Below are 24,771 nucleotides of genomic sequence, written 5' to 3'. Positions count from 1 at the left end.
TGATAAAACATTTAAAATGTTTTCCTATTCCCCATATATAGAATTTTTAGCTTAAGAATTGTAATGGATAAAATTTTATCAATCTACTCATAAGTTAAGTGTCTTATAGAATTTTTATAAATTAAATTAATTGAAAAATCTTTAAATCGTAATTAAACCAATAATGCTGAATTTTTCCTTCATTTGAAATTGTATTAAAGCTATTTGGATTATGATGATATAGACGAGTAGAAGTTGCTGTACCTGCATGTATATCAAAAATAGGATGATCTATTTTTAAAGAATAAATCTGAGTTAAATCATATATAGCTGTTTTATGGAGATGCCCATGTAACATTCCAAATAGACCAGTTGTACTCCACTTTTCTAAAGCGATTTTGCCCAGAACCGGACAATCTTTTATTCCATGCTTATTATCAGGTGGCGTATAAAAGGGTTGATGAAAAACAACTAGCTTTATTTTATTTTTAGGTCCCCTGTCTAAACGCTCAAAAGTAGCTTGAATTTGTTCAATCGAAATATGCCCACGCGTATGATAACGACGACGTATACTATTCACCCCAACAATATAAAAATGTTCAGTTTCTAAAGTCGGCTCTAATTCACCAAAAAAATATCGATAACGGGTAAATGGAGAAAAAAAACGATTCCAGACATGATACAAAGGTATATCGTGGTTACCAGGCACAACAAGATAAGGAATATTGAGGCTATCTAAATACTGTCGACATTTAAAAAATTGTTCATATTTGGCGCGTTGAGTAATATCGCCGCTCACAACAATCACTTCAGGCTGTTGCTGAATACAAAAATCTCTTATTGCCTCTAAACACTCTTTTTTTTCTGTCCCAAAGTGTAAATCAGACAGATGTAGTAACATTCGGCACCATAATATTTAAAGCATTTTTTTCTACAGTGAAATTTAAAGGAGGTTTCATCTCTATGATTTCTCCATCTAAGGCCACTGTGAGTTTGGTTTTCTTTGCACATTCAACAATGACATGATCAGCACAAAAACTATATACATCTTGTGCATCTTCAACTTTACCTTGAACCCATTGCCAAAGCATATTTAGTAAACTCAGCTTATCACTTTTTGTAATTACAACTCCAGCGACTCTTCCCTGTGCTGCACATTCTGCAATTCTGAGCTTCATATCACATAGTTGCAATTGGTTATTTCCAAAGAAAATAAGCGGCGCTTTAACTGGGTATTTCTTGCCATCTACAGTTATAGAAAGCTTCATTGATTTATTTTCTCTCAATAAAACATCTAAAGCTGAGGTATAGGCATGTAAAGGCAGTCTTCCTAAATATTTATTGTAGAGTTCGCGTTTTTTGATAAAAAGAGGATATAAACCTAAACTGGCATTATTTAGATAAATATGATCATTAATAACTGCTACATGTACTGACCTAGGTTTACCTGTTGCAATAACCTCTGCTGCCTCTAAAAGGTCTAACGGAATCTCTAAAACTTTAGCAACATAATTAAAAGTCCCTAAAGGCAGAATTCCCATGGGAATAGAAGTATTTTTAAGTTTAGTTGCAACCGCATTTAAAGTACCATCTCCTCCTGCCGCAACAACCACTCCTGTATTTTCATTTTGTGAATGTCGATGAATAACATTATTTATCAAATCATCAAATAATGTATTTTCATTTAATTCAAATACTTGTATTTCAAAACCATATTCTGTAAATACAGTCATGAGCTGCTCATAGACGTCTTCATGTTTTGAAGCATGAAATCCTGATTTTTCGTTATAGATGATTGAAAGAGGTTTCAAAGGCCGCATTTTATTATCGTAAAGTCAGTTCTTTATTCTATTTTGTATATAAAATCGCCTATTAAAAGTCTCTTTATGTAAATTTTGAATGAGCTTCATTTGTATAATCAATAATAATTCTCAAAAAAATTTTTCAAGCATAACCAATTGATTTTAAACAAAATAATTTAGATAAATAACATACATATAACATAAAAATATAAAAGCAAAAACCTTATAAAAACATATAAACATATGATTTTCATTAAAAAATAAAGAAAACTCCAAATATCTGCTAGTTAGTCTTTAGTCTTATTTTTTTTATGATTTTATGCTTTAATACAGCCACTTTTTTATTTGATCTTTCATTGTATCCCAATGAATGACTTGTACGTTGTACATATTTTGAATAGGCCTCACCATGACCACAGTGAACGCACCAGAATTCGTTCGTCATCCTAAGCTTATAGCATGGGTTGAAGAAATTGCAAACTTAACCAAACCAGCAAAAATCGAATGGTGTGACGGAAGCGAAGAAGAGTATCAACGTCTAATCGACTTGATGATCGCTAACGGCACCATGCAGAAATTAAACCAAGAAAAACATCCTGGTTCTTATCTTGCAAATTCTGACCCATCTGACGTTGCGCGTGTTGAAGATCGTACTTACATCTGCTCTCAAAATAAAGAAGATGCTGGTGCGACAAACAACTGGGAAGATCCAGCTGTTATGCGTGAAAAATTAAATGGTTTATTTGAAGGTTCAATGAAAGGCCGTACCATGTACGTTGTTCCTTTCTCTATGGGTCCTTTAGGTAGCCATATTGCTCACATTGGTATCGAGTTAACTGACTCTCCTTATGTAGCTGTTAGCATGCGCAAAATGGCACGTATGGGTAAAGCAGTTTATGACGTATTAGGTACAGATGGCGAGTTTGTTCCTTGTGTACATACAGTAGGTGCTCCACTTGCTGAAGGTCAAAAAGATGTTGCTTGGCCTTGTAACCCAGAGAAATATATCGTTCATTACCCAGAAACTCGCGAAATCTGGTCTTTCGGTTCTGGTTACGGCGGTAACGCGTTACTTGGTAAAAAATGTTTAGCTCTTCGTATCGCTTCTGTCATGGGACGCGAACAAGGTTGGTTAGCTGAACACATGCTTATTCTTGGTGTAACTAACCCTCAAGGTGAAAAACACTACATCGCTGCTGCATTCCCATCTGCTTGTGGTAAAACAAACTTTGCAATGTTAATTCCACCAGCAGGTTATGAAGGTTGGAAAATCGAAACTGTAGGTGACGATATTGCTTGGATTAAACCAGGTGAAGATGGTCGCTTATATGCAATTAACCCTGAAGCTGGTTTCTTCGGTGTAGCACCTGGTACAAATACCAAAACTAACCCGAACTGTATGGCAACTCTTCACAAAGACGTTATCTATACAAACGTAGCAGTAACTGACGATGGTCAAGTATGGTGGGAAGGTCTTTCTAAAGAAGTTCCAGCAAACTTAACTAACTGGAAAGGTCAACCTCACGTAAACGGCGAAAAAGCAGCACATCCAAATGCTCGTTTCACTGTTGCAGCAGGTCAATGTCCATCTATCGATGCTGATTGGGAAAACCCAGCAGGTGTGCCAATTTCTGCATTCATCTTCGGTGGCCGTCGTGCAGATACAGTACCTTTAGTTTCTGAAGCTTTCGACTGGGTTGACGGTGTATATAAAGCGGCAACTATGGGTTCTGAAACTACTGCTGCTGCTGTTGGTCAACAAGGTATTGTTCGCCGTGACCCATTCGCGATGCTTCCATTTGCTGGCTATAACATGGCTGACTACTTTGACCACTGGTTAAACCTTGGTGCGAAAGTAAGTGAAAAAGCTGAAGCTTCTGGCAACAAATTACCAAAAATCTTCAATGTAAACTGGTTCCGTCGTGATGCTGAAGGCAACTTCGTATGGCCTGGTTTTGGTCAAAACATGCGTGTTCTTGAGTGGATCATTGACCGTTGTGAAGGTCGTGCGAACGCTGTTGAAACACCTATCGGTTTTGTTCCAACATATGAAGACTTGAATTGGGAAGGGACTGAGTTCACTAAAGAACAATTTGACCTCATCACAAATCAAGATAAAGACCAATGGGTTACTGAAATTGAAAGCCACACTGAGTTATTCAATAAACTTGGCGAACGCTTACCTAAAGCATTAAAAGAACGTCAAGCAGCTTTACTTGAAGCTGTAAAAACTGGCTTCTAATTGCTCTATATAAAAAAGGTCGCCATGTGCGACCTTTTTTATTATGCGGCATCATCTTTTAATCGACGTTCTGATAAATAAGCTTCTAAAACTTTTACCTGTTTTTCATCAAATGCTAAACCTAATTTAGATCTGCGCCAAAGTATATCTTCTGCTGTGTGAGCCCATTCATATTCACACAAATATCTGACTTCACACTCAAACAAATCATGGCCAAAATGTTGACCCAATTGTTCTATGGTATTTCGCTCTTTAAGCATATTCCACACTCTTGTGCCATATGCATGAGCCCAACGGTTAGCAAGTGAGTCAGAAATTCCACTTACACGTGTTTTAATCTGGTTGATTAAATCATCTAGTGTGGTCCAGTTTTCGGCGCCAGGTAATGCTTCATCTGCAGTCCACTCCTCTGCCATGTCATTAAAAAAAGGAGCCAGATGCTCTAAAGCAGCTTCGGCTAACTTTCGGTAAGTTGTAATCTTGCCCCCAAACACTGAGAGCAATGGTGTAGTTTTATCTTCTGCCTGTAGAGCCAAAGTATAGTCGCGTGTAATTGCAGATGGATTATCCGACTCATCATCACATAAAGCACGCACACCCGAGTACTGACTTACAATATCAGCTCGCGTCAACTGCTTTTTAAAATGTGAATTTGTCACTGTCAAAAGGTAATCGATTTCCACATCAGTAATCTCTACTTTTTGTGGATCACCTGTGTATTCCTGATCTGTTGTACCAATGAGGGTATATTTTTCTAAATAAGGAATTGCAAAAACGATCCTTCGATCTTCGTTTTGCATAATAAAGGCCTTATGGCAGTCATATAATTTTGGCACAACAATATGACTTCCTTGTATAAGCCTAATTTGATAAGGTGAACTTAAACTCAGGTTTTCACTAATAATTTCTTCAACCCAAGGTCCCGCCGCATTTACAATAGCTCGTGCACGTATCTGATAGAACTCAGCTCCGCTTTGTAACTCCAGATGCCACAATTCCTGTTGCCTATAAGCCTTAACACAACGCGTACGTGTAACGACTTTCGCCCCTTTCTCTTTAGCTTGTAGTGCATTTAATACCACAAGACGCGCATCATCTACAGTACAGTCAGAATATTCAAAACCACGTGTTATCGCTGGTTTTAAAGGGCTATCTTCTTTGAAATAAATGAGATTTGATCCTAATAATTTTTCTCGTTTTCCCAAATGATCATAAAAAAATAGACCTGCTCGAATTAGCCATGCAGGGCGTAAATGGGGTCGATGAGGCATGATAAAACGCATTGGTTTAATAATATGTGGCGCTTTAGCTAGCAATACTTCACGCTCTGCTAATGCTTCTCTGACCAGCCTGAATTCTTTATGTTCTAAATAACGTAGGCCGCCATGAATTAATTTGCTGCTAGCAGATGAGGTATGGCTGGCTAAATCATCTTTTTCACATAAAAATACCGATAATCCGCGCCCTGCTGCATCATTGGCAATACCAACACCATTAATACCGCCACCAATTACGGCAAGATCATATATTTTTGAATAATCATTAGGTTGTACTTTCATTTCTCACGTTCTTTTTATTGTTGATCTTATAAAAATTAAAACATCAAATTGATGAAACAACAATCAAAAAAGTAGAATAATCAATTTTGCATCCTCTAGTATTTAACTATCCATTGACTACCCTACTATTGAATTCAACTAGTTAAGAAAAAGCTCAATCCTCTGCCCAATTTTGGCTACGCTTAACTGCTTTTAGCCAACCTTTATAAATGAGTTCAGCTTGTTCAGAAGGCATTTTCGGTTCAAATACCTTTTCTATGGCAGATTTATTTCTTAACTCATGAAGATCTTGCCAAAAACCAGTGGCCAACCCTGCCAGGAAAGCTGCACCCAATGCTGTAGTTTCTTTCATTATTGGACGCTCTACCGGTGTCGTTAAAATATCGGCCTGAAATTGCATCAAGAAATTGTTTTCCGTTACTCCTCCATCGACACGGAGTGTACGAAGCTCTTCTTCTGCATCTTGTTGCATGGCATCTAAAACATCTCGAGTTTGAAAGGCTATAGACTCTAGAGTTGCGCGGATAATATGTTCAATACTAGCCCCACGCGTCAGACCAAAAATTGCGCCGCGAGCTGTCGGGTCCCAATACGGTGCTCCTAACCCGGTAAAAGCAGGTACTACATATACACCATTATTATCCTTTACACGTGTTGCATAAAGCTCGGAATCCTTAGCATTCTTAATAACCTTTAATTCATCGCGTAACCACTGTACGCAAGAACCACCATTAAATACGGCACCCTCTAAGGCATAGTTCACCTCACCACTCGCACCACATGCAATAGTTGTGAGTAATCCATGCTCTGAACGTACAATCTTTTTACCCGTATTCATGAGTAGAAAACAGCCGGTACCGTAGGTATTTTTAGCCTGTCCCGACTCAACACACATTTGACCAAAAAGCGCAGCCTGCTGATCACCCGCGATTCCGGCAATCGGGATCCCTACTTCTTGTCCACTAATGGTATGTGTATACCCATAAACCTCAGATGAACTACGAACCTCCGGCAACATTGCTCTAGGAATATCTAAAGCTTGTAAAAGTTTTTCATCCCACTCAAGCTTTTCGATATCAAACAGCATGGTTCGAGATGCATTGGTAAAATCAGTGACATGAACAGCCCCATTAGTTAGTTTCCAAATGAGCCAGGTGTCCACCGTACCGAATAATAACTCTCCCCGTTCAGCACGCTCACGGCTGCCTTCAACATGATCCAAAATCCATTTAATTTTTGTGGCCGAGAAATATGGATCAATGACTAAACCGGTGGCCTTACGGATATATTCTTGCCAACCTGCTTTATACAGTTGATTGCATATTTCCGTTGTTTGTCGGCTTTGCCAAACAATCGCATTGTAAATAGGTCTTCCTGTTTTTTTGTCCCAGACAATGGTGGTTTCCCGCTGGTTTGTAATTCCAATTGCCGCAACTTGCTCACTCTTGATGCCAGCTTGAGCCAATGCTTCGACCCATACAGCACTTTGAGTTGCCCAAATTTCCATAGGATCATGCTCAACCCAACCTGGCTGAGGATAAATCTGGGTAAATTCTCTTTGAGCAATACTGACAACGTTCGCATCATGATCTAAAACAATTGCTCTTGAGCTTGTTGTTCCCTGATCAAAAGCAACAATATATTTTTTCGGGCAATTTGACATCTGAATGTCCCTTTCATTTTCCACACACATCTAGCCCACAATGCAAAAACATCATGCCTAACTGTATTTATTTAAAATTTTCTTTGGAATATATCATTATTTTTAAGTGGCATAGGGTTTCTTCGTCCAAACATTACCCATTCTTTATCAATTTTTTACTGCATGGAAAAAAGTAATAAGAAAAATATTGAAATTAGAAGATAAAAATATGCTGATCGGCTATTTTGAAATCACATAAATATTCAACTTATTCCTTTGCTTAAATAATAAACATTGTTTTACAGACATAAAAAAAATAAAGTGAAATACTCCTGTAGATAATATGTAAAAACGGAATAAATCTTCTCTTTTTTAGCATTCAACCCAAGCGAAACATGGAGCGAATCATGGTTGATCAACCTTCTACCGCAACAACTCCACATTCTAATTTAGATACAAAAACCCGTCTAAAATCAATTTTGGGCGGTTCTGCCGGTAACCTTGTCGAATGGTACGACTGGTATGTATATGCCGCATTTACGCTCTATTTTGCTCATGCATTTTTCCCAAAAGGAAGTCAAACCGCTCAACTTCTTCAAGCTGCAGCTATTTTTGCAGTGGGTTTCCTTATGCGTCCCATTGGCGCATGGATTATGGGGATCTATTCTGACCGTAAAGGACGTAAAGCGGGCCTTACGCTTTCCGTTACTTTAATGTGTATCGGTTCGCTACTGATTGCTGTTACACCTTCCTACGAAAGTATTGGTGTATTTGCTCCATTGCTTTTGGTTATTGCACGTTTAATTCAAGGCTTAAGTGTAGGCGGTGAATATGGCGCAAGTGCAACGTATTTAAGTGAAATGGCAGAAAAAGATCGTCGTGGTTTTTTCTCAAGCTTTCAATATGTCACTTTAATTGCAGGACAGCTTACAGCTTTATGCGTACTACTCATCTTGCAAATGATACTTACCGAAGAACAGCTACATGACTGGGGATGGCGTGTTCCGTTTTTCATCGGAGCCCTTTTAGCTATTGTGGTGTTCCGTATTCGTCGTGGCTTATTGGAAACTCAATCCTTTAAAAACGCTCAAGCAGAAACAGATCAGCCGAAATCAGGAATGTTTGCTTTATTTAAACATTATCCTAAAGAGGCCTTCACTGTATTATTCCTAACTGCTGGTGGTACTTTAGCTTTTTATACTTACACCACCTATTTACAGAAATATTTAGTGAATACTTCTGGTTTTACCAAGCCTGAGGCTACTCAAATTACCACTTTAGCCTTATTCATCTTTATGTGCTTACAGCCATTGGCAGGTGCCTTATCAGATCGGATTGGCCGTAAACCGCTTATGATCGCCTTCGGGGTCACAGGTGTTTTATTCACTTATATTTTGTTTGATACACTTGCAAACACGCATAACTACTGGACTGCTTTCTGGCTATGTTTAGGTGGACTGGTTATGGTAACTGGCTACACATCAATTAATGCTGTAGTGAAAGCTGAACTTTTCCCTGCACATATTCGAGCTTTAGGTGTCGCATTACCTTATGCAATTGCGAATACTTTATTTGGTGGTACAGCCGAGTTTTTCGCATTAAGTTTTAAAGAAGCCGGGCACGAATCTTGGTTCTTTATTTACGTCAGTATCATGATTTTCATTTCATTGCTGATTTATATCTTCATGAAAGACACCAAGCATCATTCAAAAATTAAAGAACATTAAAATTCTTCAATTAGAGCTAATATCATAAGTGAATGTTAGCTCTAACTTAGTGAATAAGCTCCAACAACGTTTCTATTTTATGAGATACTTCATATAAGAAAATAAGGACGATACTGATGAATAAAAGTATTCTATGTTTGGCATTAAGTAGTATGTTCATTTTAACTGCCTGTCAGACTACGCCTCGACAATATAATGGTTCAACTGGCTACCAGATTGAAAACCAAACAAAAACTTCAGCGACTTTAGCTTACACTTTAGCTGGTCGTAGTAACCAGCAACTTGATGAGCGTAAATTGCAACGTGCTTGTCAAAATGTGTTAGGTGCTCAGAAAGTTTATAAATTATCAATCTTAAGCATTAATGAAATTCCTAATCCAGCTAAAGATGAGCATTACGGAATTCAACTAGGTGAAACCCGCGCTTCTTTTGGCTTATCAAATACACCTAGCTTAAATAATGGTGAAGATTATGCGACACGCCAAGCACTTGAAGCACGTCCAAGTACATTAAAAGTCGTTCGTTATACTTGTTCATAACATAAAAAAAGACGCTGTTCTCTTACAGCGTCTTATAAAAACTTACATTTCTAAATTCTTTTGCTTCATCCAGATCTGGCCAAGTTGTTGCACTTCTTTCTTCAATTTTTTCATATTTTGGATGACTAAAATTTTTAACACGGCTATCTGCTACCCATACTTCTGGTGCAAATTTTAAAAATTCATCTAAGAAAAAGCGATTACATTGGTCATATAACACATCGGCAGCAAGTAAAACATCGACTTGTTCAGCCTTATATAAATCATCTAAATATTCGAGCTCTACATCATTAAGTAAAGCATTTTCACGGCAAGCATTTAGACTAACCTGATCAATATCACAGCAGATTACGCGTTTTGCTCCTGCCATTTTTGCAGCAATTGCCACTACACCAGAACCTGCTCCGAAATCTAACACCACTTTATCTTTAACATGGTGCGGCTCTGCAAGTATCCACTGAGCCATCGCCAAGCCTGATGCCCAACAGAAAATCCAATACGGCGTGTCATTCCAGATACGGCGAATAACTTCGTCATCCAACCGATCAGTTGGAAAAACAGGTGGAATCAACCATAAAGAAATTGGAGTTTCTGGCAACTGTTGTGCCATTAATTCACAATGAGGAATGACTTCATGTAAGGCTTGAAGTAAATGTTCAGGGGCTTTGGTCAATTGAAAGGTGCAGCTCATAAATAAGCTCAACAATTTATAATTACTATTTGATCATCTGCATCGCGAGCAAGACTAAAACAGTAGCTTAAAGCATGATAGTGGCTAGTTACTAAAAATACATTAGTTCAATTCCACTGCTTTAATTAGTGCAACCGTTTTGGTCTTGCGTAGCATTCGCTACTCATCCCGAAAGAAAAGTAACATACGAGCTCCTAACATTTGCGTTAAACGGTAGGACGCCGCCGTGAATAAATTAAATTAACCTAAAGCTTTTTCAGCAGCTTCTACAGTTTGACGAATCAAAGTTGTAATGGTCATTGGACCAACACCACCTGGTACTGGTGTATAAGCAGAAGCAATTTCTTCAATACCTTGTAATTGAATATCGCCTACACCGCCGCCATCACGTGGATGGAAACCAGCGTCTACAACAACTGCACCTTGTTTAATCCAGTCTTTTTGAATAAGTTCAGCTTTACCTACAGCACCAACAATAATGTCAGCTTGTTTCACAAGCTCAGGTAAGTTTTGTGTACGTGAATGACAAATCGTTACTGTCGCATTTGCTTGCAACAACATCATTGCCATTGGTTTACCTAAAATTGCTGAACGACCAACTACAACCGCGTGTTTGCCAGCAATTTCGATATTGTTTTCTTTAAGAATCGTCATAATGCCAGCAGGAGTCGCTGAACCATATGCAGCTTCACCCATTGCCATACGGCCAAAACCAAGGCAAGTTACGCCATCTACATCTTTTGCTAAAGAGATCGCATCAAAACATGCGCGCTCATCAATTTGTGCAGGAACTGGATGCTGTAAAAGAATACCGTGAACATCTGGATTGGCATTAAGCTTTTCAATTTCAGCTAATAATTGTTCTGTTGTGGTTTCTTGTGGTAATTCGATTTTTAATGAATCCATACCTACTCGGCGGCAGGCATTCCCTTTCATACGTACATAAGTTGCAGAAGCACCATCATCCCCAACCAAAATAGTCGCTAAAATTGGGGTACGACCTGTTTTCGCTTTTAAAGCTTCAACACGTACCAACAAATTTTCTTCAATTTGCTTTGCTAATGCACGACCGTCTAAAACCAATGCCACAGCACATCTCCAAGGTAGACATGAATTTAATGTGCCAATAATACATGATAATTTCGACAATTTTATTCTAGATGTTGTTTTTATGTGCATCTTCGCTCAAAACAGTATTGTTTTTTTTGTAAAGGTTGCTAATATGTGCATCACCAAATGCAGGCGGGGTGGCAGAGTGGTCATGCAGCGGACTGCAACTCCGTGGACGCCGGTTCGATTCCGACCTCCGCCTCCAAATTTGGTAAAGCCCGGGTGGTGAAATAGGTAGACACAGGGGATTTAAAATCCCCCGCCCTCAAAGCGTGCCGGTTCGAGTCCGGCCCCGGGCACCATCTTCAAGTACTGAATATGGTGTCATAAAGAATCCAGCGTAAGCTGGTTTTTTTATGCCTAAAAAAAGGGTTACCTCAGCAACCCTCTAATTTTCTATAATTTCAAGCAGTCTTTTGACCTTGTTTTAACGGCATCAAATTTAGATTCAATACAATATCGTTTTGTCGGCTTGAATCTATCTGATATTCGGTATTTTTAATTGAATCTACAAATCTCCACTCAGAATGAACTTGCACCTGATCTAGAGTAACCAACAAATATCCTCGTTGATTTAAATTACAATAAACCAATTCATCAATTAATGTAGTAAATGCAAATTCAAACTGTTGAAGCTGAGCCAGTGGAATACTTAAATATTTTTCCAAACCTGGAGACGATACAGAACTCGTCGCCAGTTCAACTCCAACATATTTCCCTTTCTGGCTATATAAATAAGATGCCCATGCATTATGTGTATCCCCGGCTAACACAATGATCTTTTTATTAAACTCTGCCAATTTATCGTACACAAACTCTCGCTCAGCATAGTAACCATCCCAAGCATCGAGATTATATGGCGCAACCGTCATAATTCTTGCTTTTTCTTGGGCTGTTAATGTCGGATCATTTTGTTGTAAACGAAGTTTTAAAGCGACCAACTCGGTAATTTGTGCATTCATCTTAGCAAGCGCCTCAGGCGAAGTTCCTCCTGAAGTAATTTGCCCTAAAGACGCCAACAACTCAGCTGGAATCCACATTTTACTCATTAATACTTGCTGTCCTACTACATTCCATGTTGCTGTAGATTGCTTTAATTTATCGACCAACCAATCTCTTTGCGTATACCCCATCAAAGTACGCACCGGATTAGTTAAATCTGCCTGAAACTTAGCAATATCCAAGCCTGTAGCCGTCATGTAGTCTGTATATGCAAGCTGCTTATCACGCGCAATAATACGCGTATCTAGCATGGTTAACTGAACAAGAGAGCCAAAGTTAAACTGGCGATAAATATTTAAATGATCTGTACTAGAAACTGGACGAATTGGCATCCATTCAAAATAGGCCTGTAGGGCAGCTAATTTACGGTCCGAAAAGGCCCCTTCATTACTTTGATGGTTTTCCGCCCCCTCACGCCAAGCATCATTTGCCAACTCATGGTCATCCCAAATCACAATAAAAGGATGGCGCTGATGAGCTGCTTGCAAATCTTTATCTTGACGATAAAGCGCATAACGTTTGCGGTAATCATCTAATTTAATAATTTCTTTATTATTATCGGCAGGTAAATTACGGCCTAGTTTTATTGCATCTTCCGTCGCATAGCCATCTGAACCATATTCATAAATATAGTCACCCAAATGAATAATGACATCGACGTTTTGTTTTGCCATTTCACGATAAACATAAAAGTAACCCGCAGGATAGTTAGAACAAGAACATACTGCAAAGCTCACTTTATTGGTGGATGTTGGTAATGTTTTCGTCTGCCCAACTGGTGTAACTTTATTACCAAATTTAAAACGGTAGTAGTACACCGTATCTGCTTGTAACCCAGCTGCATCAACTTTCACTGTAAAGTCATCAGTCTTGCTTGTTTCAACCATTCCCGTCTTTAAATTTTGTTTAAACTGATTATCGGTTGAAATTTCCCATACAACTTTTAAGCGCACCCCAGAGTCTGTCGGTGTTACTCGTGTCCACAAAATAACTTTATCTTGTAGAGGATCCCCGCTTGCGACACCATGAAGAAAATCTGCTTGTATTTCTGGGCTTTCATCATCTGAGCCATCATTACAACCTGTAAAAGCAACAGGTATAGATAAAGCCCCAAAACCGAGTAGACTTTTTTGAATTAATTCTCGGCGTGAAATTTTCTCTGACATAAAATTACCTAAGTTTTAAGCAATGAGTGTCTTAAACTTAAGTAGAGAAGATGAACAACTGATCTCAGTTTGATGAACAAATCATGACATAAATTGGTTAATTTATATAAATACTGATAAGAACTGATTGAAAATAAAGCAAACTCTCTGTTTTTCTCTTGCCAATCGCGCACTTGTCCTCTATTATTGCGCACATGCCCGGGTGGTGAAATAGGTAGACACAGGGGATTTAAAATCCCCCGCCCTCAAAGCGTGCCGGTTCGAGTCCGGCCCCGGGCACCATTTTCAACTATTGAATTTGGTGCCATAAAGAATCCAGCGTAAGCTGGTTTTTTTACGCCTGATGAAAATAATACCATGATCAGAATATTAATATTTATATCCGCTCTACTCTTTTTTATACCCTTTGCAAATGCCGAAGATATATTTAACGGTACAATCTTGTTCAAAAATAATGATTGGCACTTTGTACGCTGATCTATTACTCAAGATGACTATCTAATTGAAGCCCCTCAAGAGATATTTACTCAATTTAAAGAGCTACAGCAGCAACAAAAAAACTATTGGGTCAGCGTATTGGCAGAAGTAAATGAACAGCAGAATGGAAATTTAATTTTAAAAATTGAGAAAATAGACGAAGTTCATTTAGACGAGACATGTCATTTATTAGAAGCTCTCAAAAATTTTGAAAATCGAGAGTAATCACCACTCTCGATTCATCACCAACTCTTCCATTTCCAGATCTAAATATCCTGCATCTTGTACCACCATCATCATTGCCTCAGCAATATAATCAGCAGCACTATCATCAAGCGATGAGTCTAGATCTTCGAACTGTGGCTTCATTTCATTAATTTCATTTACAGTTTGATGAGCATATCGATAGATATCTTGCTCAGCTAAAGCAGGTTTTTGAACTTTTTTAGCAAATTGCTCAATAAGCTGCTTGAGTTCAGCGACCAAAATATCTGGATAATATTCATCATCAAACATTGGGAGAAGTAAGTCTTCAAACATACAAAAGTTTACACAACAGCAAAAACTTGCCGCTTATAACATATTTTCGTAAAAATCACGAGATATTTACCCGACTCACTCATCCACTCTATTTTAATGAGCACTGAGTGAGTCCAATTTTATAACGTCATTATTTAAGCTTGCTGTATCGCTTTCCAAACTAAAATTGCTTCATGCATTTCCTTCACATCATGTGCTCTTACAATGGATGCTCCCTGCTGAATACTAAGCAAATGCCCAGTTACACTTCCCACAGCACGTTGATCTGCAGGAACACCTTGTAAAGCTTCACCTATGAAACGTTTACGAGAAAGCCCGGATAAAATTGGATAACCAAGTTCATTAAGTTTCCAAAATTCTTTTAATAGTTTTAAATTTTGCTGGGCATTTTTCGCAAAGCCAAATCCAGGATCAACAATAATATTGTGCTTTTTTACCCCAGCAGCCAAAGCCTCATCAATACGCTGTTGCAACTCTTGCATCACATCGAGTGTTACATCAGTGTACTGATCCAACTGATTCATTGTCGTTGGTTCACCGCGCATATGCATAATTACTACAGGTATATCTAATTCTACGGCAGTTTTTAAAGCATTGGGACGTGTTAAGGCACGGACATCATTCCAGATATGTGCCCCTGCTGCTTTTGCTGCGCGAATAACTTCTGGCTGACTTGTGTCGATCGACAAAATAACGTTATGGTGAGATAAAGCCTCGACCACAGGTACCACACGTCGCACTTCTTCTTCTACTACAACTTCTGAAGCACCAGGTCGGGTAGATTCCCCCCCAATATCAATAATAGTCGCGCCTTGCTCAATCATACTAAGTGCATGATCAACCGCTTGGTCTAATTGGTTATGTTTACCACCATCACTGAAAGAATCAGGAGTGACATTTAAGATACCCATAACATGGGGCTGAGATAAATCTAATTGAAGCTGTCCACACTGTAAAATCTGCTTTGGTAAAGATATTAACTGCATAAAAAGCTCCGGTTCAAAATCAGCGGCTATTTTAGCAAGTAAGCTTTACATGCTGTCGATTTCTTTTCAGCTTTATCCAAAGTTAAGACAAATAAAAAAGCCACATGACTGTGGCTTCTTTATTAATTAACTTAATTCATCGCTGGTAATGGCGGCGGAGTAGATGGACCATCTTTTGGCGGCTCAAACGCAGATACCGGATTTTCAGCAATATAAACTTTCGGTGGTTGAGGTTCGCGGCCTTCCATGATGTCACGGATTTGGTCACGATCAATAGTTTCCCATTCCATCAACGCTTTAACCATTGCATGGGCGATATCTTTATTATTTTCCAAGATATCACGAGCAACTTTATATTGTTCATCTAAAATACGGCGTACTTCCTGATCAACTTGTTGTTGAGTCGCTTCAGAAATTGTACGGCTACCTACGTTACCGAAGAATCCATTTTGGTTTTCATCTTCGTAAACCATCACACCCATTTTGTCAGACATACCGTACTTCGTTACCATCGCACGAGCCATTTTTGTAGCACGTTCGAAGTCATTTGAAGCACCAGTCGATTGTTGCTGAATGAAGACTTCTTCAGCAATACGTCCACCAAACAAAATTGCAATTTCATTTAGCATTTTGTCTTTATAGTGGCTAATCTGATCTTGTTCAGGTAACTGCCAAGTTACACCTAAAGCCCAACCACGCGGCATAATTGTTACCTTATGCACAGGGTCAGTACCCGGTAAAATCTCAGCAACAATTGCATGTCCAGCTTCATGGTAAGCAGTTGCACGACGCTCTTCTTCACGTAGAACCATTGATTTACGTTCAGGACCCATATAGATCTTGTCTTTTGCATCTTCAAAGTCATGCATATCGACAGTGTTCTTATTACGGCGAGCAGCAAACAAAGCAGCTTCATTTACAAGGTTTGCCAACTGAGCACCAGAGAAACCAGGCGTACCACGAGATAAAACTTTAACATCTACACCAGTAACTGAAGGCAATTTTTTCAAATGTACATTCAGAATTTGTTCACGACCACGGATGTCAGGTAAACCAACCATAACTTGACGGTCGAAGCGGCCTGGACGTAACAATGCTTTATCTAATACGTCAACACGGTTAGTCGCAGCAATAACGATTACGCCTTCATTACCTTCAAAACCGTCCATCTCTACGAGCATTTGGTTTAAGGTTTGCTCACGTTCATCATGACCACCACCTGTACCTGAACCACGGTGACGACCTACTGCGTCAATCTCATCAATAAAGATAATACATGGCGCATGACGTTTTGCTTGTTCAAACATATCACGGACACGGGACGCACCCACACCCACAAACATCTCAACAAAGTCAGAACCAGAAATGCTAAAGAATGGAACTTTTGCTTCACCAGCAATTGCTTTGGCTAATAACGTTTTACCAGTACCTGGAGGACCAACCATAAGCACGCCACGTGGAATAGTAGCGCCCAAGCGTTTGAATTTTGCAGGATCTTTTAAGAAATCTACAATTTCCACAACTTCTTGTTTCGCTTCATCACAACCGGCAACGTCAGCAAAAGTCACTTTGATTTGGTCTTCAGAAAGCATTTTTGCCTTCGACTTACCAAAACTCATCGGACCATTTTTGCCGCCTGCACCACCACCCATGTTACGCATAAAGAACATGAATAACAAAATGATTAACAGTACAGGGAAACTAGCAATGAGAAGTTGCATCAAAATGCCTTGACGTTGTGGTGCTGTGCCCTCTACAACAACATTTTGCTTGTTTAAGCTTGGCATAAGTTCAGTGTCTTCAACCTGCGGACGAACAGTTTCAAACTGAGATCCGTTAGTTTTTTCACCACTAATATTTAAACCGTCAATCGTGACTTGCTTAATTTGGCCAGCATTCACCGCTGCAACAAAATCTGAATATTTCATTGCAGTTGGCTTATTGCGGTCACTGATATTACTGAAAATTAAAATCAGAACACCAAGTATTATTAGCCACAATACGGCATTCTTGAAGTAATCGCTCAAAGCTTTATTCCCATATCAATCTAATTTGATCATGCCCAAACTTGGCCGATCGTCTTAAAAACAGCAATTGTCTTGCTTGCGGATAACCTAAAAGATACAAAATGCACAATTTTTAGGAGCTTGGCAAGTAAACTTTATTGCAATGCTTTCTTACGCCCTTGTCCAACCAAAAAAACTTCTTTAGATCGTGCCCGAGAAGCTGCTGGTTTTGCTGTTTTTAACACATCAAAACTATCAACGACTTGTTTACGAAACTCATCAAATCCTGCGCCTTGGAACACTTTAACAACAAACTGTCCATTTGGACCCAAGACTTTCTGAGCAAAGTCTAAAGCAAGTTCACACAAGTAAATCTGTCGAGGTTGATCAACAGCCCTATTACCTGATGTATTGGGGGCCATATCAGAAATTACAATGTCTACTTGTCTTCCGTTTAAAATATTTAACAATTTTTCAAATACAGCTTCTTCTCTGAAGTCGCCTTGTAAGAAAGTGACATCTGGCAAAGCATCCATAGGTAAAATATCGGAAGCAATAACCAATCCTTTACTACCAACGAGTTTCCCAGCGATTTGTGACCAACTCCCAGGAGCTGCTCCCAAGTCCACCACTGTCATGCCTGGCTTGATCAACTTATATTTTTCTTGAATTTCAAGAAGTTTATACGCTGCTCGTGCACGATATCCTTCCTTTTGTGCTTTTTTTACAAAAGGATCGTCTAGATGTTCCCTCATCCACGCACGACTACTTTTAGACAATTTTTGGTTGGTGATGCGTGTTGCCATAACTCACTAAATATCAAAAAAACTTCTGATTGCTCATTGTACGTGAAAATTACTCTCATTACAGTACGGATGTAACGTAATCTCAATAACTTTTACAGTTTTTTTCCAATAATGTTGATCGATTATTTATACAGTTTTTCGTACATTTGATTTTAAGTTTTTTGCTATACTAAGTCGTTTTTAAAATCAGGTATTTTTAATGGCCGCTTTATCTATTCATGAACGTAAACGTTTACGTCAAATTGGTCATGTGCTTAATCCGGTTGTCATGATTGGTGGACAAGGCTTAACAGACGCTGTTATTGAAGAAACGCTCCGTGCTTTAAACGATCATGAACTCATCAAGGTAAAAATTGCTGGTGAAGACCGTGAAGCTCGTGCCGCAGTAATTGATGCGATTGTAGAAGCAACTGGTGCTGAAGCTGTCCAGAAAATTGGTAAAATTGTTTTACTCTATAAAAAAGCAGCTAAGCAAAATCAACATTTATCTAACCTTGTTCGTCACGCACACTTAGCAAACTAACTTATTGACTACTTATGGCAAGTTACGAACTTTCAGCTTTTGATCGTTTTCATGCTGTTTCTGTTGTTGGCGCAATTGAACAGCAAGCCCCATATACATTAAATGTGGGTTTTTGGATTCGTGATCCAAACCAAATAATTATCTGGCCCCAAGAAGTCGCAGCTCATCCTCGCCAGGACTTTTTGTGGGAAGAAACTTGTTTTGAAATTTTCATTGGCGTGCATGATGAAGATTTCTACCGGGAAATTAATCTTTCCCCTTCTCAAGCATGGCAGACTTACCAGTTTGAAGAATATCGCTATCCGGAAAGCATGCCTCCCCTCGTTGCTTACGATATCGAATTGAATCATCTCAAACGTACCCACTATGGGTTAAATGTAAGTCTTGACTTAAGCCAGTTTATGCAACAGCACCGCTTAAAATGGGCAAACCTTTATCTAGGTTTGACTGCTGTTTTAAAAACAAAAGATGGTATGCAGTACTATGCAATGCAGCATAGTGGAAAACATGCTGATTTTCACAATAAACGTGATTGGCTGCATGAGTTTTAAAAAACAAAAAAGCGAGAAATTAATTCTCGCTTTTTTTATTAACTTTTAATGCTAAATCTTTAGTGGTCTCTTGCTTTGTTCCAAGCTTCAACCGCATTATTTTTAGTGCGTTTTAAGCTTTCAGTTAAAGAGTCTTTGTGTTTTAAAGAAATTTGGCTAATGTCACCTTTAAGTTCCTTAGTCACTTTGGTTAGATCTTCAATTAATGCATTGATTTCAGCTTTTAAAGTATTTTTTAATTCATTCAATCCTTCTTGTGAAGTATTGAACTGAGCTTTAATCACATCAAGACGCTGTAAAATATCTTGTTTAATCTGAGCAAATTGATTGTGAATGTTCTGATTCAATTCTTGTGTTTCAGCTTCAATCTTTTCTTCGGTCTCATTAATTACAGCTTTTACTTGCTCTTGTGTTTCTGCAATAGCTTCTTTAACTTGCGAAGTCGCTTCGTGAGCCACTTCTTTGACCTGTTCTGTTTTTTCAGCTACAACTTCTTTTACCTGTGTAGCTTTAGTGCTAACCGCTTTTTTAGCTCGAGTCGTCGTTTTGGCTACGGCCTCTTTAGCTTCAGCTACTTCTGTTTTTACAGTCTCTGCTACTGATGAAGTATTCTCAGCTATGTCTTTTGAAACTTGGTTATCGCTCATGCTATTTCCTCGTATTGTTTATTTTTTAGCTAACACTACAATAAGAGGAATTAGACAATTTCAGCAGCCAGATTGTCAGACAATTTGCTAAAAGTATCAATTTCAGACAAGTGGATGAATTTTTTTGCTAAAAGCAAGCAATGAATTAAATTTTTTAATAGAAAATAAATAGACTTTTTAAGGTTCCATGCGTATAATGCGCTGTTAAGTTACAAGCGAGCAGACCAGTGAGGAGGGGCATGTTTTTTTAGAACATCGCCTATCTTTTTTAGGTCTACTCGCTTTTTTACAGCCGAAATTCAGGAGCTTTGGTTTGAGCACCCCCGCCATTTTAGCCCTCGCAGATGGAACGATCTTTAAAGGAACGTCAATCGGCGCAACGGGAAGTACGACTGGAGAAGTCGTTTTTAACACAGCCATGACAGGCTATCAAGAAATTTTGACTGACCCAAGTTATGCACAACAAATTGTGACATTAACTTACCCTCATATTGGTAACACTGGTTGCAACGAAGAAGACGTTGAATCTGGTCGTATCCATAAAGTATGGGCGAATGGTTTAATTATTCGTGACCTTCCACTATTACACAGCAACTTCCGTTCTGAGCAATCATTAAGTGAATATTTGCAAGCGCACAATGTTGTCGCAATTGCTGATATTGACACACGTAAACTTACTCGTATTTTACGTGATAAAGGTGCACAAAATGGTTGCATCCTTGCCGGCGAAAATATTACTGAAGAAGAAGCTATTGCTAAAGCTCGCGCTTTTGGTGGTTTAAATGGTTTAGACCTTGCAAAAGAGTGCTGTGACCCGACAGGCTTTGAATGGTCTGAAGGTTCGTGGGTATTAGGTAAAGGCTTTACTCAACCTGAGTTAAAATACCATGTGGTTGCATACGATTATGGTGTCAAAACCAACATCTTGCGTATGCTTGCAGACCGCGGTTGTAAACTCACTGTTGTCCCTGCTGAAACTCCGGCTGAAAAAGTATTAGCACTTAATCCGGATGGCGTATTCCTTTCAAACGGCCCTGGCGACCCAGCTGCTTGTGATTACGCTATCGAAGCTGTAAAAACTATTGTTGAAACCACAACATTACCTGTATTTGGTATCTGTTTAGGACACCAAATCTTGGCACTCGCTTCTGGTGCAAAAACTGTAAAAATGAATCATGGTCACCACGGTGCGAACCACCCTGTACAAAATCTTGAAGATGGTACAGTGATGATTACATCTCAAAACCATGGTTTTGCTGTAGATGCAGAAACATTACCGGCTAACTTAAAAGCAACGCATAAATCATTATTCGATGGCACTCTACAAGGGATTCATCGTACAGACAAACCAGCTTTCAGCTTCCAAGGTCACCCTGAAGCAAGCCCAGGTCCACATGATTGTGCACCTTTGTTCGATCATTTCATCGAACTTATTGAAGCATCTAAACAGTAATTAAGGAGCGAATAATGCCTAAACGTACGGATATTAAAAGCATCTTAATTATTGGTGCTGGTCCAATTGTCATTGGTCAAGCTTGTGAGTTTGACTATTCTGGTGCTCAAGCATGTAAAGCACTTCGTGAAGAAGGCTATCGTGTTATTTTGGTTAACTCTAACCCAGCAACCATTATGACTGACCCTTCAATGGCTGATGCAACTTATATTGAGCCAATTACTTGGCAAACTGTTGCTCAAATCATTGAAAAAGAGCGCCCAGATGCAGTACTCCCTACTATGGGTGGACAAACTGCACTTAACTGCGCACTTGCACTTGATGAAAATGGTGTATTAGAAAAATACGGCGTAGAACTTATTGGTGCAACGAAAGAAGCAATTGAAAAAGCTGAAGACCGTAAATTGTTTGATGAAGCAATGCGCAAAATCGGCTTGGAATGTCCAAAAGCTGCCATTGCTGAAACAATGGAAGAAGCATTGGAAATTCAATCTCGCTTTGGTTTCCCAGTAATTATCCGTCCGTCATTCACTATGGGCGGTTCAGGCGGTGGTATTGCATATAACCGCGAAGAATTCCTTGAGATTTGTGAACGTGGTTTCGACCTCTCTCCTACTCACCAATTATTGATCGACGAATCTTTAATTGGCTGGAAAGAATACGAAATGGAAGTTGTTCGTGACAAAAACGACAACTGTATTATCGTATGTGCGATCGAAAACTTCGACCCAATGGGCGTTCACACAGGTGACTCAATCACTGTAGCACCGGCTCAAACCTTAACTGACAAAGAATATCAATTGATGCGTAATGCTTCAGTTGCAGTTCTTCGTGAAATTGGTGTTGAGACAGGTGGTTCTAACGTTCAGTTCGGTATTAACCCGAAAGACGGCCGTATGGTTGTGATCGAGATGAACCCACGTGTATCTCGTTCTTCTGCGCTTGCGTCTAAAGCAACTGGTTTCCCAATTGCAAAAATCGCAGCCAAACTTGCTGTTGGTTACACCCTTGATGAATTGAAAAATGACATCACTGGTGGCGTAACTCCTGCAAGCTTTGAACCATCAATTGACTACGTTGTAACAAAGATTCCTCGTTTTAACTTCGAGAAATTCCCACAAGCAGAACCTGTATTAACCACTCAGATGAAATCTGTTGGTGAAGTCATGGCTATTGGTCGTAACTTCCAGGAATCTGTACAAAAAGCATTACGTGGTCTTGAAGTTGGCGTAAGCGGTTTCGATGAGAAAATCGAAGCTGGTGCAACAAATGTAAAAGAAACTATTCTAAAAGAGCTTAAAGTTCCGGGACCTGAACGTATTTGGTACGTAGCAGATGCATTCCGTCACGGTTTCTCTTTAGATGATGTATTTGAAGCAACTAAAATTGACCGTTGGTTCTTGATCCAAATTCAAGATATCGTCAACACAGAAGCTCAAGTAAAAACTTTAGGTTTTGGTGATCTCACTGCTGAAAATATCCGTTCGTTCAAACGTAAAGGTTTATCTGACCTTCGTATTGCGAACCTCATGGGTATTTCTCAAAAGCAATTCCGTAAGCAGCGTTGGAACTTGGGTGTTTACCCTGTTTACAAACGTGTTGATACATGTGCTGCCGAGTTTGAATCTGGTACAGCATATATGTACTCGACTTACGATGAAGAGTGTGAAGCTAACCCATCAAATCGTGACAAGATCATGGTTATTGGTGGTGGTCCAAACCGTATTGGTCAAGGTATCGAATTTGACTACTGCTGTGTACACGCTGCTTTAGCAATGCGTGAAGACGGTTATGAAACAATCATGGTGAACTGTAACCCTGAAACTGTTTCTACCGACTATGACACATCTGATCGTCTATACTTCGAACCTGTAACACTTGAAGATGTACTTGAAATCGTACGTACAGAGAAGCCTAAAGGCGTAATCGTACAATACGGTGGTCAGACTCCACTTAAATTGGCACGTGCTTTAGAAGAAGCTGGTACTCCAATTATCGGTACATCTCCAGATGCAATTGACCGTGCAGAAGACCGTGAACGTTTCCAACAAATGATTCAACGTTTACAGCTTCGTCAACCAAACAACAGCATCGTAAAATCTGCTGAAGAAGGTATCTCTGAAGCTGCGAAAGTTGGCTATCCATTAGTTGTTCGCCCATCTTATGTATTAGGTGGCCGTGCAATGGAAATCGTCTATAACGAAGATGAACTTAAACGTTATCTTCGTGAAGCAGTACAGGCTTCTAATGAAGCACCTGTTCTTCTTGACCACTTCCTTGATGATGCAACTGAAGTTGATGTTGACTGCGTATCTGACGGTAAAGATGTCGTGATTGGCGGTATTATGCAACACATCGAACAAGCAGGTATTCACTCAGGTGACTCTGCATGTTCTATCCCTCCTTACTCTCTTTCTAAAGAGATTCAGGATGAGATGCGTCGTCAAACAATTGCGATGGCAAAAGAACTTGGTGTAGTTGGTTTAATGAACGTTCAGTTCGCAGTGAAAGGCAACGATATTTACGTTCTTGAAGTAAACCCACGTGCATCACGTACTGTTCCATTCGTATCGAAATGTATTGGTGAATCTTTAGCTAAAGTAGCTGCTCGTTGTATGGCGGGTCAATCACTTGAGTCTCAAGGTTTTACTAAAGAAATTATTCCAAATCGTTTCGCAGTAAAAGAAGCAGTATTCCCATTTGCAAAATTCCCTGGCGTAGACCCAATGCTTGGTCCTGAGATGAAATCTACAGGTGAAGTAATGGGTGTTGGTCAAACCTTTGGTGAAGCATTCTATAAGGCTGTTTTAGGCTCAAATGACCGCTTACCAGGCTTGCCAACTGAAGGTGAAGTAAAGCATGCGTTCTTATCTGTTCGTGAGTCAGACAAGAAATACATCGCTGATATTGCTAAGAAATTAGTTGAATATGGCTTCAAACTTGTTGCAACAGGTGGAACATATCAGGTACTTAAAGAAGCAGGTTTAGAATGTGAATCTGTAAATAAAGTAACTGAAGGCCGTCCACATATTGTTGACCGCTTGAAAAATGGTGAAATACACCTTATTGTCAATACTACTGAAGGCAAACAAGCTCAATATGACTCTGCAATGATTCGTCGTGCTGCCCTACAAGGCAAAGTGTATTACACAACGACTATCAATGGTGCAGAAGCGGTTTGCCAAGCCTTTGCTGTGAAATTGCCAATGGATGTATACCGCTTGCAAGATTTAACTGTAGGTTAATTTTTTTCCGATAAGTCCCGCCACCTTATCGGTGGCGGGATTTTTTCATTTTTTTAACTGTGTTTTCTCAACTTAAGA

Annotated in this window: 19 protein-coding genes and 3 tRNA genes; 10 read left to right on the top strand and 12 right to left on the bottom strand. The window is 39.2% G+C overall.

The window, feature by feature from the left end; all coding sequences use genetic code 11:
• Nucleotides 1-121 precede the first annotated feature (121 nt).
• Complete coding sequence (locus NQ782_RS09535; protein WP_000924303.1) at nt 122-880, bottom strand: metallophosphoesterase family protein; 759 nt, start codon at nt 878-880, stop codon at nt 122-124.
• Entirely contained in the window at nt 861-1,799 is a 939-nt protein-coding gene (locus tag NQ782_RS09530) for a diacylglycerol kinase family protein (protein WP_001247651.1), read from the bottom strand. The genes NQ782_RS09535 and NQ782_RS09530 overlap by 20 nt, the downstream gene beginning before the upstream one ends.
• A 391-nt stretch (nt 1,800-2,190) precedes the next feature.
• On the opposite strand from NQ782_RS09530, the gene NQ782_RS09525 reads away from it, so the two are divergent.
• Complete coding sequence (locus NQ782_RS09525; protein WP_000214355.1) at nt 2,191-4,023, top strand: phosphoenolpyruvate carboxykinase (GTP); 1,833 nt, start codon at nt 2,191-2,193, stop codon at nt 4,021-4,023.
• 41 nt (nt 4,024-4,064) lie between these two features.
• Here the strand turns inward: NQ782_RS09525 and glpD are convergent, their stop codons facing one another.
• Both glpD and glpK read right to left on the bottom strand, forming a co-directional pair.
• Nucleotides 4,065-5,582: a glycerol-3-phosphate dehydrogenase gene (gene glpD / locus NQ782_RS09520; protein ID WP_057093033.1), complete on the bottom strand. Its 1,518-nt coding sequence runs from the start codon at nt 5,580-5,582 to the stop codon at nt 4,065-4,067.
• A 154-nt stretch (nt 5,583-5,736) separates the two neighbouring features.
• Entirely contained in the window at nt 5,737-7,245 is a 1,509-nt protein-coding gene (glpK, locus tag NQ782_RS09515) for a glycerol kinase GlpK (protein WP_032061548.1), read from the bottom strand.
• A gap of 374 nt (nt 7,246-7,619) precedes the next feature.
• On the opposite strand from glpK, the gene NQ782_RS09510 reads away from it, so the two are divergent.
• The gene (locus NQ782_RS09510) at nt 7,620-8,951 is read left to right on the top strand and encodes an MFS transporter (RefSeq protein WP_001984607.1); all 1,332 of its coding nucleotides are present in this window, start codon (nt 7,620-7,622) and stop codon (nt 8,949-8,951) included.
• Between the two features lie 116 nt (nt 8,952-9,067).
• Nucleotides 9,068-9,490: a hypothetical protein gene (locus NQ782_RS09505; protein WP_001043188.1), complete on the top strand. Its 423-nt coding sequence runs from the start codon at nt 9,068-9,070 to the stop codon at nt 9,488-9,490.
• Nucleotides 9,491-9,512: 22 nt separating this feature from the next.
• Here NQ782_RS09505 and NQ782_RS09500 read toward each other — a convergent pair whose 3' ends face one another.
• Entirely contained in the window at nt 9,513-10,181 is a 669-nt protein-coding gene (locus tag NQ782_RS09500) for a methyltransferase (protein WP_001278012.1), read from the bottom strand.
• A gap of 240 nt (nt 10,182-10,421) precedes the next feature.
• Nucleotides 10,422-11,270, bottom strand: coding sequence for a bifunctional methylenetetrahydrofolate dehydrogenase/methenyltetrahydrofolate cyclohydrolase FolD (folD, locus tag NQ782_RS09495; RefSeq protein WP_001229846.1), 849 nt, complete (start codon nt 11,268-11,270; stop codon nt 10,422-10,424).
• A 152-nt stretch (nt 11,271-11,422) separates the two neighbouring features.
• Between folD and NQ782_RS09490 the strand changes: the two genes are divergently transcribed.
• Together NQ782_RS09490 and NQ782_RS09485 are read left to right on the top strand one after the other, a co-directional pair.
• Nucleotides 11,423-11,496, top strand: a tRNA-Cys gene (locus NQ782_RS09490).
• Between the two features lie 11 nt (nt 11,497-11,507).
• Nucleotides 11,508-11,593, top strand: a tRNA-Leu gene (locus NQ782_RS09485).
• Between the two features lie 102 nt (nt 11,594-11,695).
• Here NQ782_RS09485 and NQ782_RS09480 read toward each other — a convergent pair.
• Nucleotides 11,696-13,459, bottom strand: coding sequence for an alkaline phosphatase (locus tag NQ782_RS09480; protein ID WP_057093517.1), 1,764 nt, complete (start codon nt 13,457-13,459; stop codon nt 11,696-11,698).
• A 196-nt stretch (nt 13,460-13,655) separates the two neighbouring features.
• Between NQ782_RS09480 and NQ782_RS09475 the strand changes: the two genes are divergently transcribed.
• A tRNA-Leu gene (locus tag NQ782_RS09475) sits at nt 13,656-13,741 on the top strand.
• A 420-nt stretch (nt 13,742-14,161) separates the two neighbouring features.
• Here the strand turns inward: NQ782_RS09475 and NQ782_RS09470 are convergent.
• The 4 genes from NQ782_RS09470 to rlmE form a co-directional block, all read right to left on the bottom strand.
• Nucleotides 14,162-14,476, bottom strand: coding sequence for a DUF5713 family protein (locus tag NQ782_RS09470; protein WP_000461267.1), 315 nt, complete (start codon nt 14,474-14,476; stop codon nt 14,162-14,164).
• A gap of 134 nt (nt 14,477-14,610) precedes the next feature.
• Nucleotides 14,611-15,462: a dihydropteroate synthase gene (gene folP, locus NQ782_RS09465; protein ID WP_001176040.1), complete on the bottom strand. Its 852-nt coding sequence runs from the start codon at nt 15,460-15,462 to the stop codon at nt 14,611-14,613.
• 131 nt (nt 15,463-15,593) lie between these two features.
• A complete protein-coding gene (gene ftsH, locus NQ782_RS09460; protein ID WP_001286662.1) occupies nt 15,594-17,489 on the bottom strand; it encodes an ATP-dependent zinc metalloprotease FtsH in 1,896 nt (631 codons plus the stop codon).
• A 134-nt stretch (nt 17,490-17,623) separates the two neighbouring features.
• Entirely contained in the window at nt 17,624-18,274 is a 651-nt protein-coding gene (gene rlmE, locus NQ782_RS09455) for a 23S rRNA (uridine(2552)-2'-O)-methyltransferase RlmE (RefSeq protein ID WP_000235573.1), read from the bottom strand.
• A 199-nt stretch (nt 18,275-18,473) separates the two neighbouring features.
• On the opposite strand from rlmE, the gene yhbY reads away from it, so the two are divergent.
• Together yhbY and NQ782_RS09445 are read left to right on the top strand one after the other, a co-directional pair.
• Nucleotides 18,474-18,797 carry a ribosome assembly RNA-binding protein YhbY gene (gene yhbY, locus NQ782_RS09450; RefSeq protein ID WP_000729551.1) on the top strand — a complete coding sequence of 108 codons (324 nt, stop codon included), beginning with the start codon at nt 18,474-18,476 and terminating at the stop codon, nt 18,795-18,797.
• Between the two features lie 14 nt (nt 18,798-18,811).
• Nucleotides 18,812-19,348 (top strand): DOMON-like domain-containing protein, encoded by a 537-nt coding sequence (locus NQ782_RS09445; protein ID WP_024433481.1) that lies wholly within the window; start codon nt 18,812-18,814, stop codon nt 19,346-19,348.
• Nucleotides 19,349-19,407: 59 nt separating this feature from the next.
• Here the strand turns inward: NQ782_RS09445 and NQ782_RS09440 are convergent, their stop codons facing one another.
• Nucleotides 19,408-19,995 carry a hypothetical protein gene (locus NQ782_RS09440; protein ID WP_001282880.1) on the bottom strand — a complete coding sequence of 196 codons (588 nt, stop codon included), beginning with the start codon at nt 19,993-19,995 and terminating at the stop codon, nt 19,408-19,410.
• A gap of 313 nt (nt 19,996-20,308) precedes the next feature.
• Here NQ782_RS09440 and carA point away from each other — a divergent pair, with 313 nt between their 5' ends.
• Nucleotides 20,309-21,448, top strand: a complete 1,140-nt coding sequence (gene carA, locus NQ782_RS09435; RefSeq protein ID WP_000106446.1) for a glutamine-hydrolyzing carbamoyl-phosphate synthase small subunit — start codon at nt 20,309-20,311, stop codon at nt 21,446-21,448.
• Between the two features lie 14 nt (nt 21,449-21,462).
• Nucleotides 21,463-24,693 (top strand): carbamoyl-phosphate synthase large subunit, encoded by a 3,231-nt coding sequence (carB, locus tag NQ782_RS09430; RefSeq protein ID WP_001126293.1) that lies wholly within the window; start codon nt 21,463-21,465, stop codon nt 24,691-24,693.
• The last annotated feature ends 78 nt before the right edge of the window (nt 24,694-24,771 follow it).

This window comes from Acinetobacter sp. BD54, from assembly GCF_044778325.1.
Taxonomy (GTDB): Bacteria; Pseudomonadota; Gammaproteobacteria; order Pseudomonadales; family Moraxellaceae; genus Acinetobacter; species Acinetobacter baumannii.
This window is presented reverse-complemented; position numbering and strand designations above follow the sequence as displayed.

Bases quoted from the DNA above. Each gene is read 5' to 3' on its own strand.
- NQ782_RS09535 (WP_000924303.1), bottom strand. From the start codon at position 880: ATGTTACTACATCTGTCTGATTTACACTTTGGGACAGAAAAAAAAGAG.
- NQ782_RS09530 (WP_001247651.1), bottom strand. From the start codon at position 1,799: ATGCGGCCTTTGAAACCTCTTTCAATCATCTATAACGAAAAATCAGGA.
- NQ782_RS09525 (WP_000214355.1), top strand. From the start codon at position 2,191: ATGACCACAGTGAACGCACCAGAATTCGTTCGTCATCCTAAGCTTATA.
- glpD (WP_057093033.1), bottom strand. From the start codon at position 5,582: ATGAAAGTACAACCTAATGATTATTCAAAAATATATGATCTTGCCGTA.
- glpK (WP_032061548.1), bottom strand. From the start codon at position 7,245: ATGTCAAATTGCCCGAAAAAATATATTGTTGCTTTTGATCAGGGAACA.
- NQ782_RS09510 (WP_001984607.1), top strand. From the start codon at position 7,620: ATGGAGCGAATCATGGTTGATCAACCTTCTACCGCAACAACTCCACAT.
- NQ782_RS09505 (WP_001043188.1), top strand. From the start codon at position 9,068: ATGAATAAAAGTATTCTATGTTTGGCATTAAGTAGTATGTTCATTTTA.
- NQ782_RS09500 (WP_001278012.1), bottom strand. From the start codon at position 10,181: ATGAGCTGCACCTTTCAATTGACCAAAGCCCCTGAACATTTACTTCAA.
- NQ782_RS09480 (WP_057093517.1), bottom strand. From the start codon at position 13,459: ATGTCAGAGAAAATTTCACGCCGAGAATTAATTCAAAAAAGTCTACTC.
- NQ782_RS09470 (WP_000461267.1), bottom strand. From the start codon at position 14,476: ATGTTTGAAGACTTACTTCTCCCAATGTTTGATGATGAATATTATCCA.
- folP (WP_001176040.1), bottom strand. From the start codon at position 15,462: ATGCAGTTAATATCTTTACCAAAGCAGATTTTACAGTGTGGACAGCTT.
- rlmE (WP_000235573.1), bottom strand. From the start codon at position 18,274: ATGGCAACACGCATCACCAACCAAAAATTGTCTAAAAGTAGTCGTGCG.
- yhbY (WP_000729551.1), top strand. From the start codon at position 18,474: ATGGCCGCTTTATCTATTCATGAACGTAAACGTTTACGTCAAATTGGT.
- NQ782_RS09445 (WP_024433481.1), top strand. From the start codon at position 18,812: ATGGCAAGTTACGAACTTTCAGCTTTTGATCGTTTTCATGCTGTTTCT.
- NQ782_RS09440 (WP_001282880.1), bottom strand. From the start codon at position 19,995: ATGAGCGATAACCAAGTTTCAAAAGACATAGCTGAGAATACTTCATCA.
- carB (WP_001126293.1), top strand. From the start codon at position 21,463: ATGCCTAAACGTACGGATATTAAAAGCATCTTAATTATTGGTGCTGGT.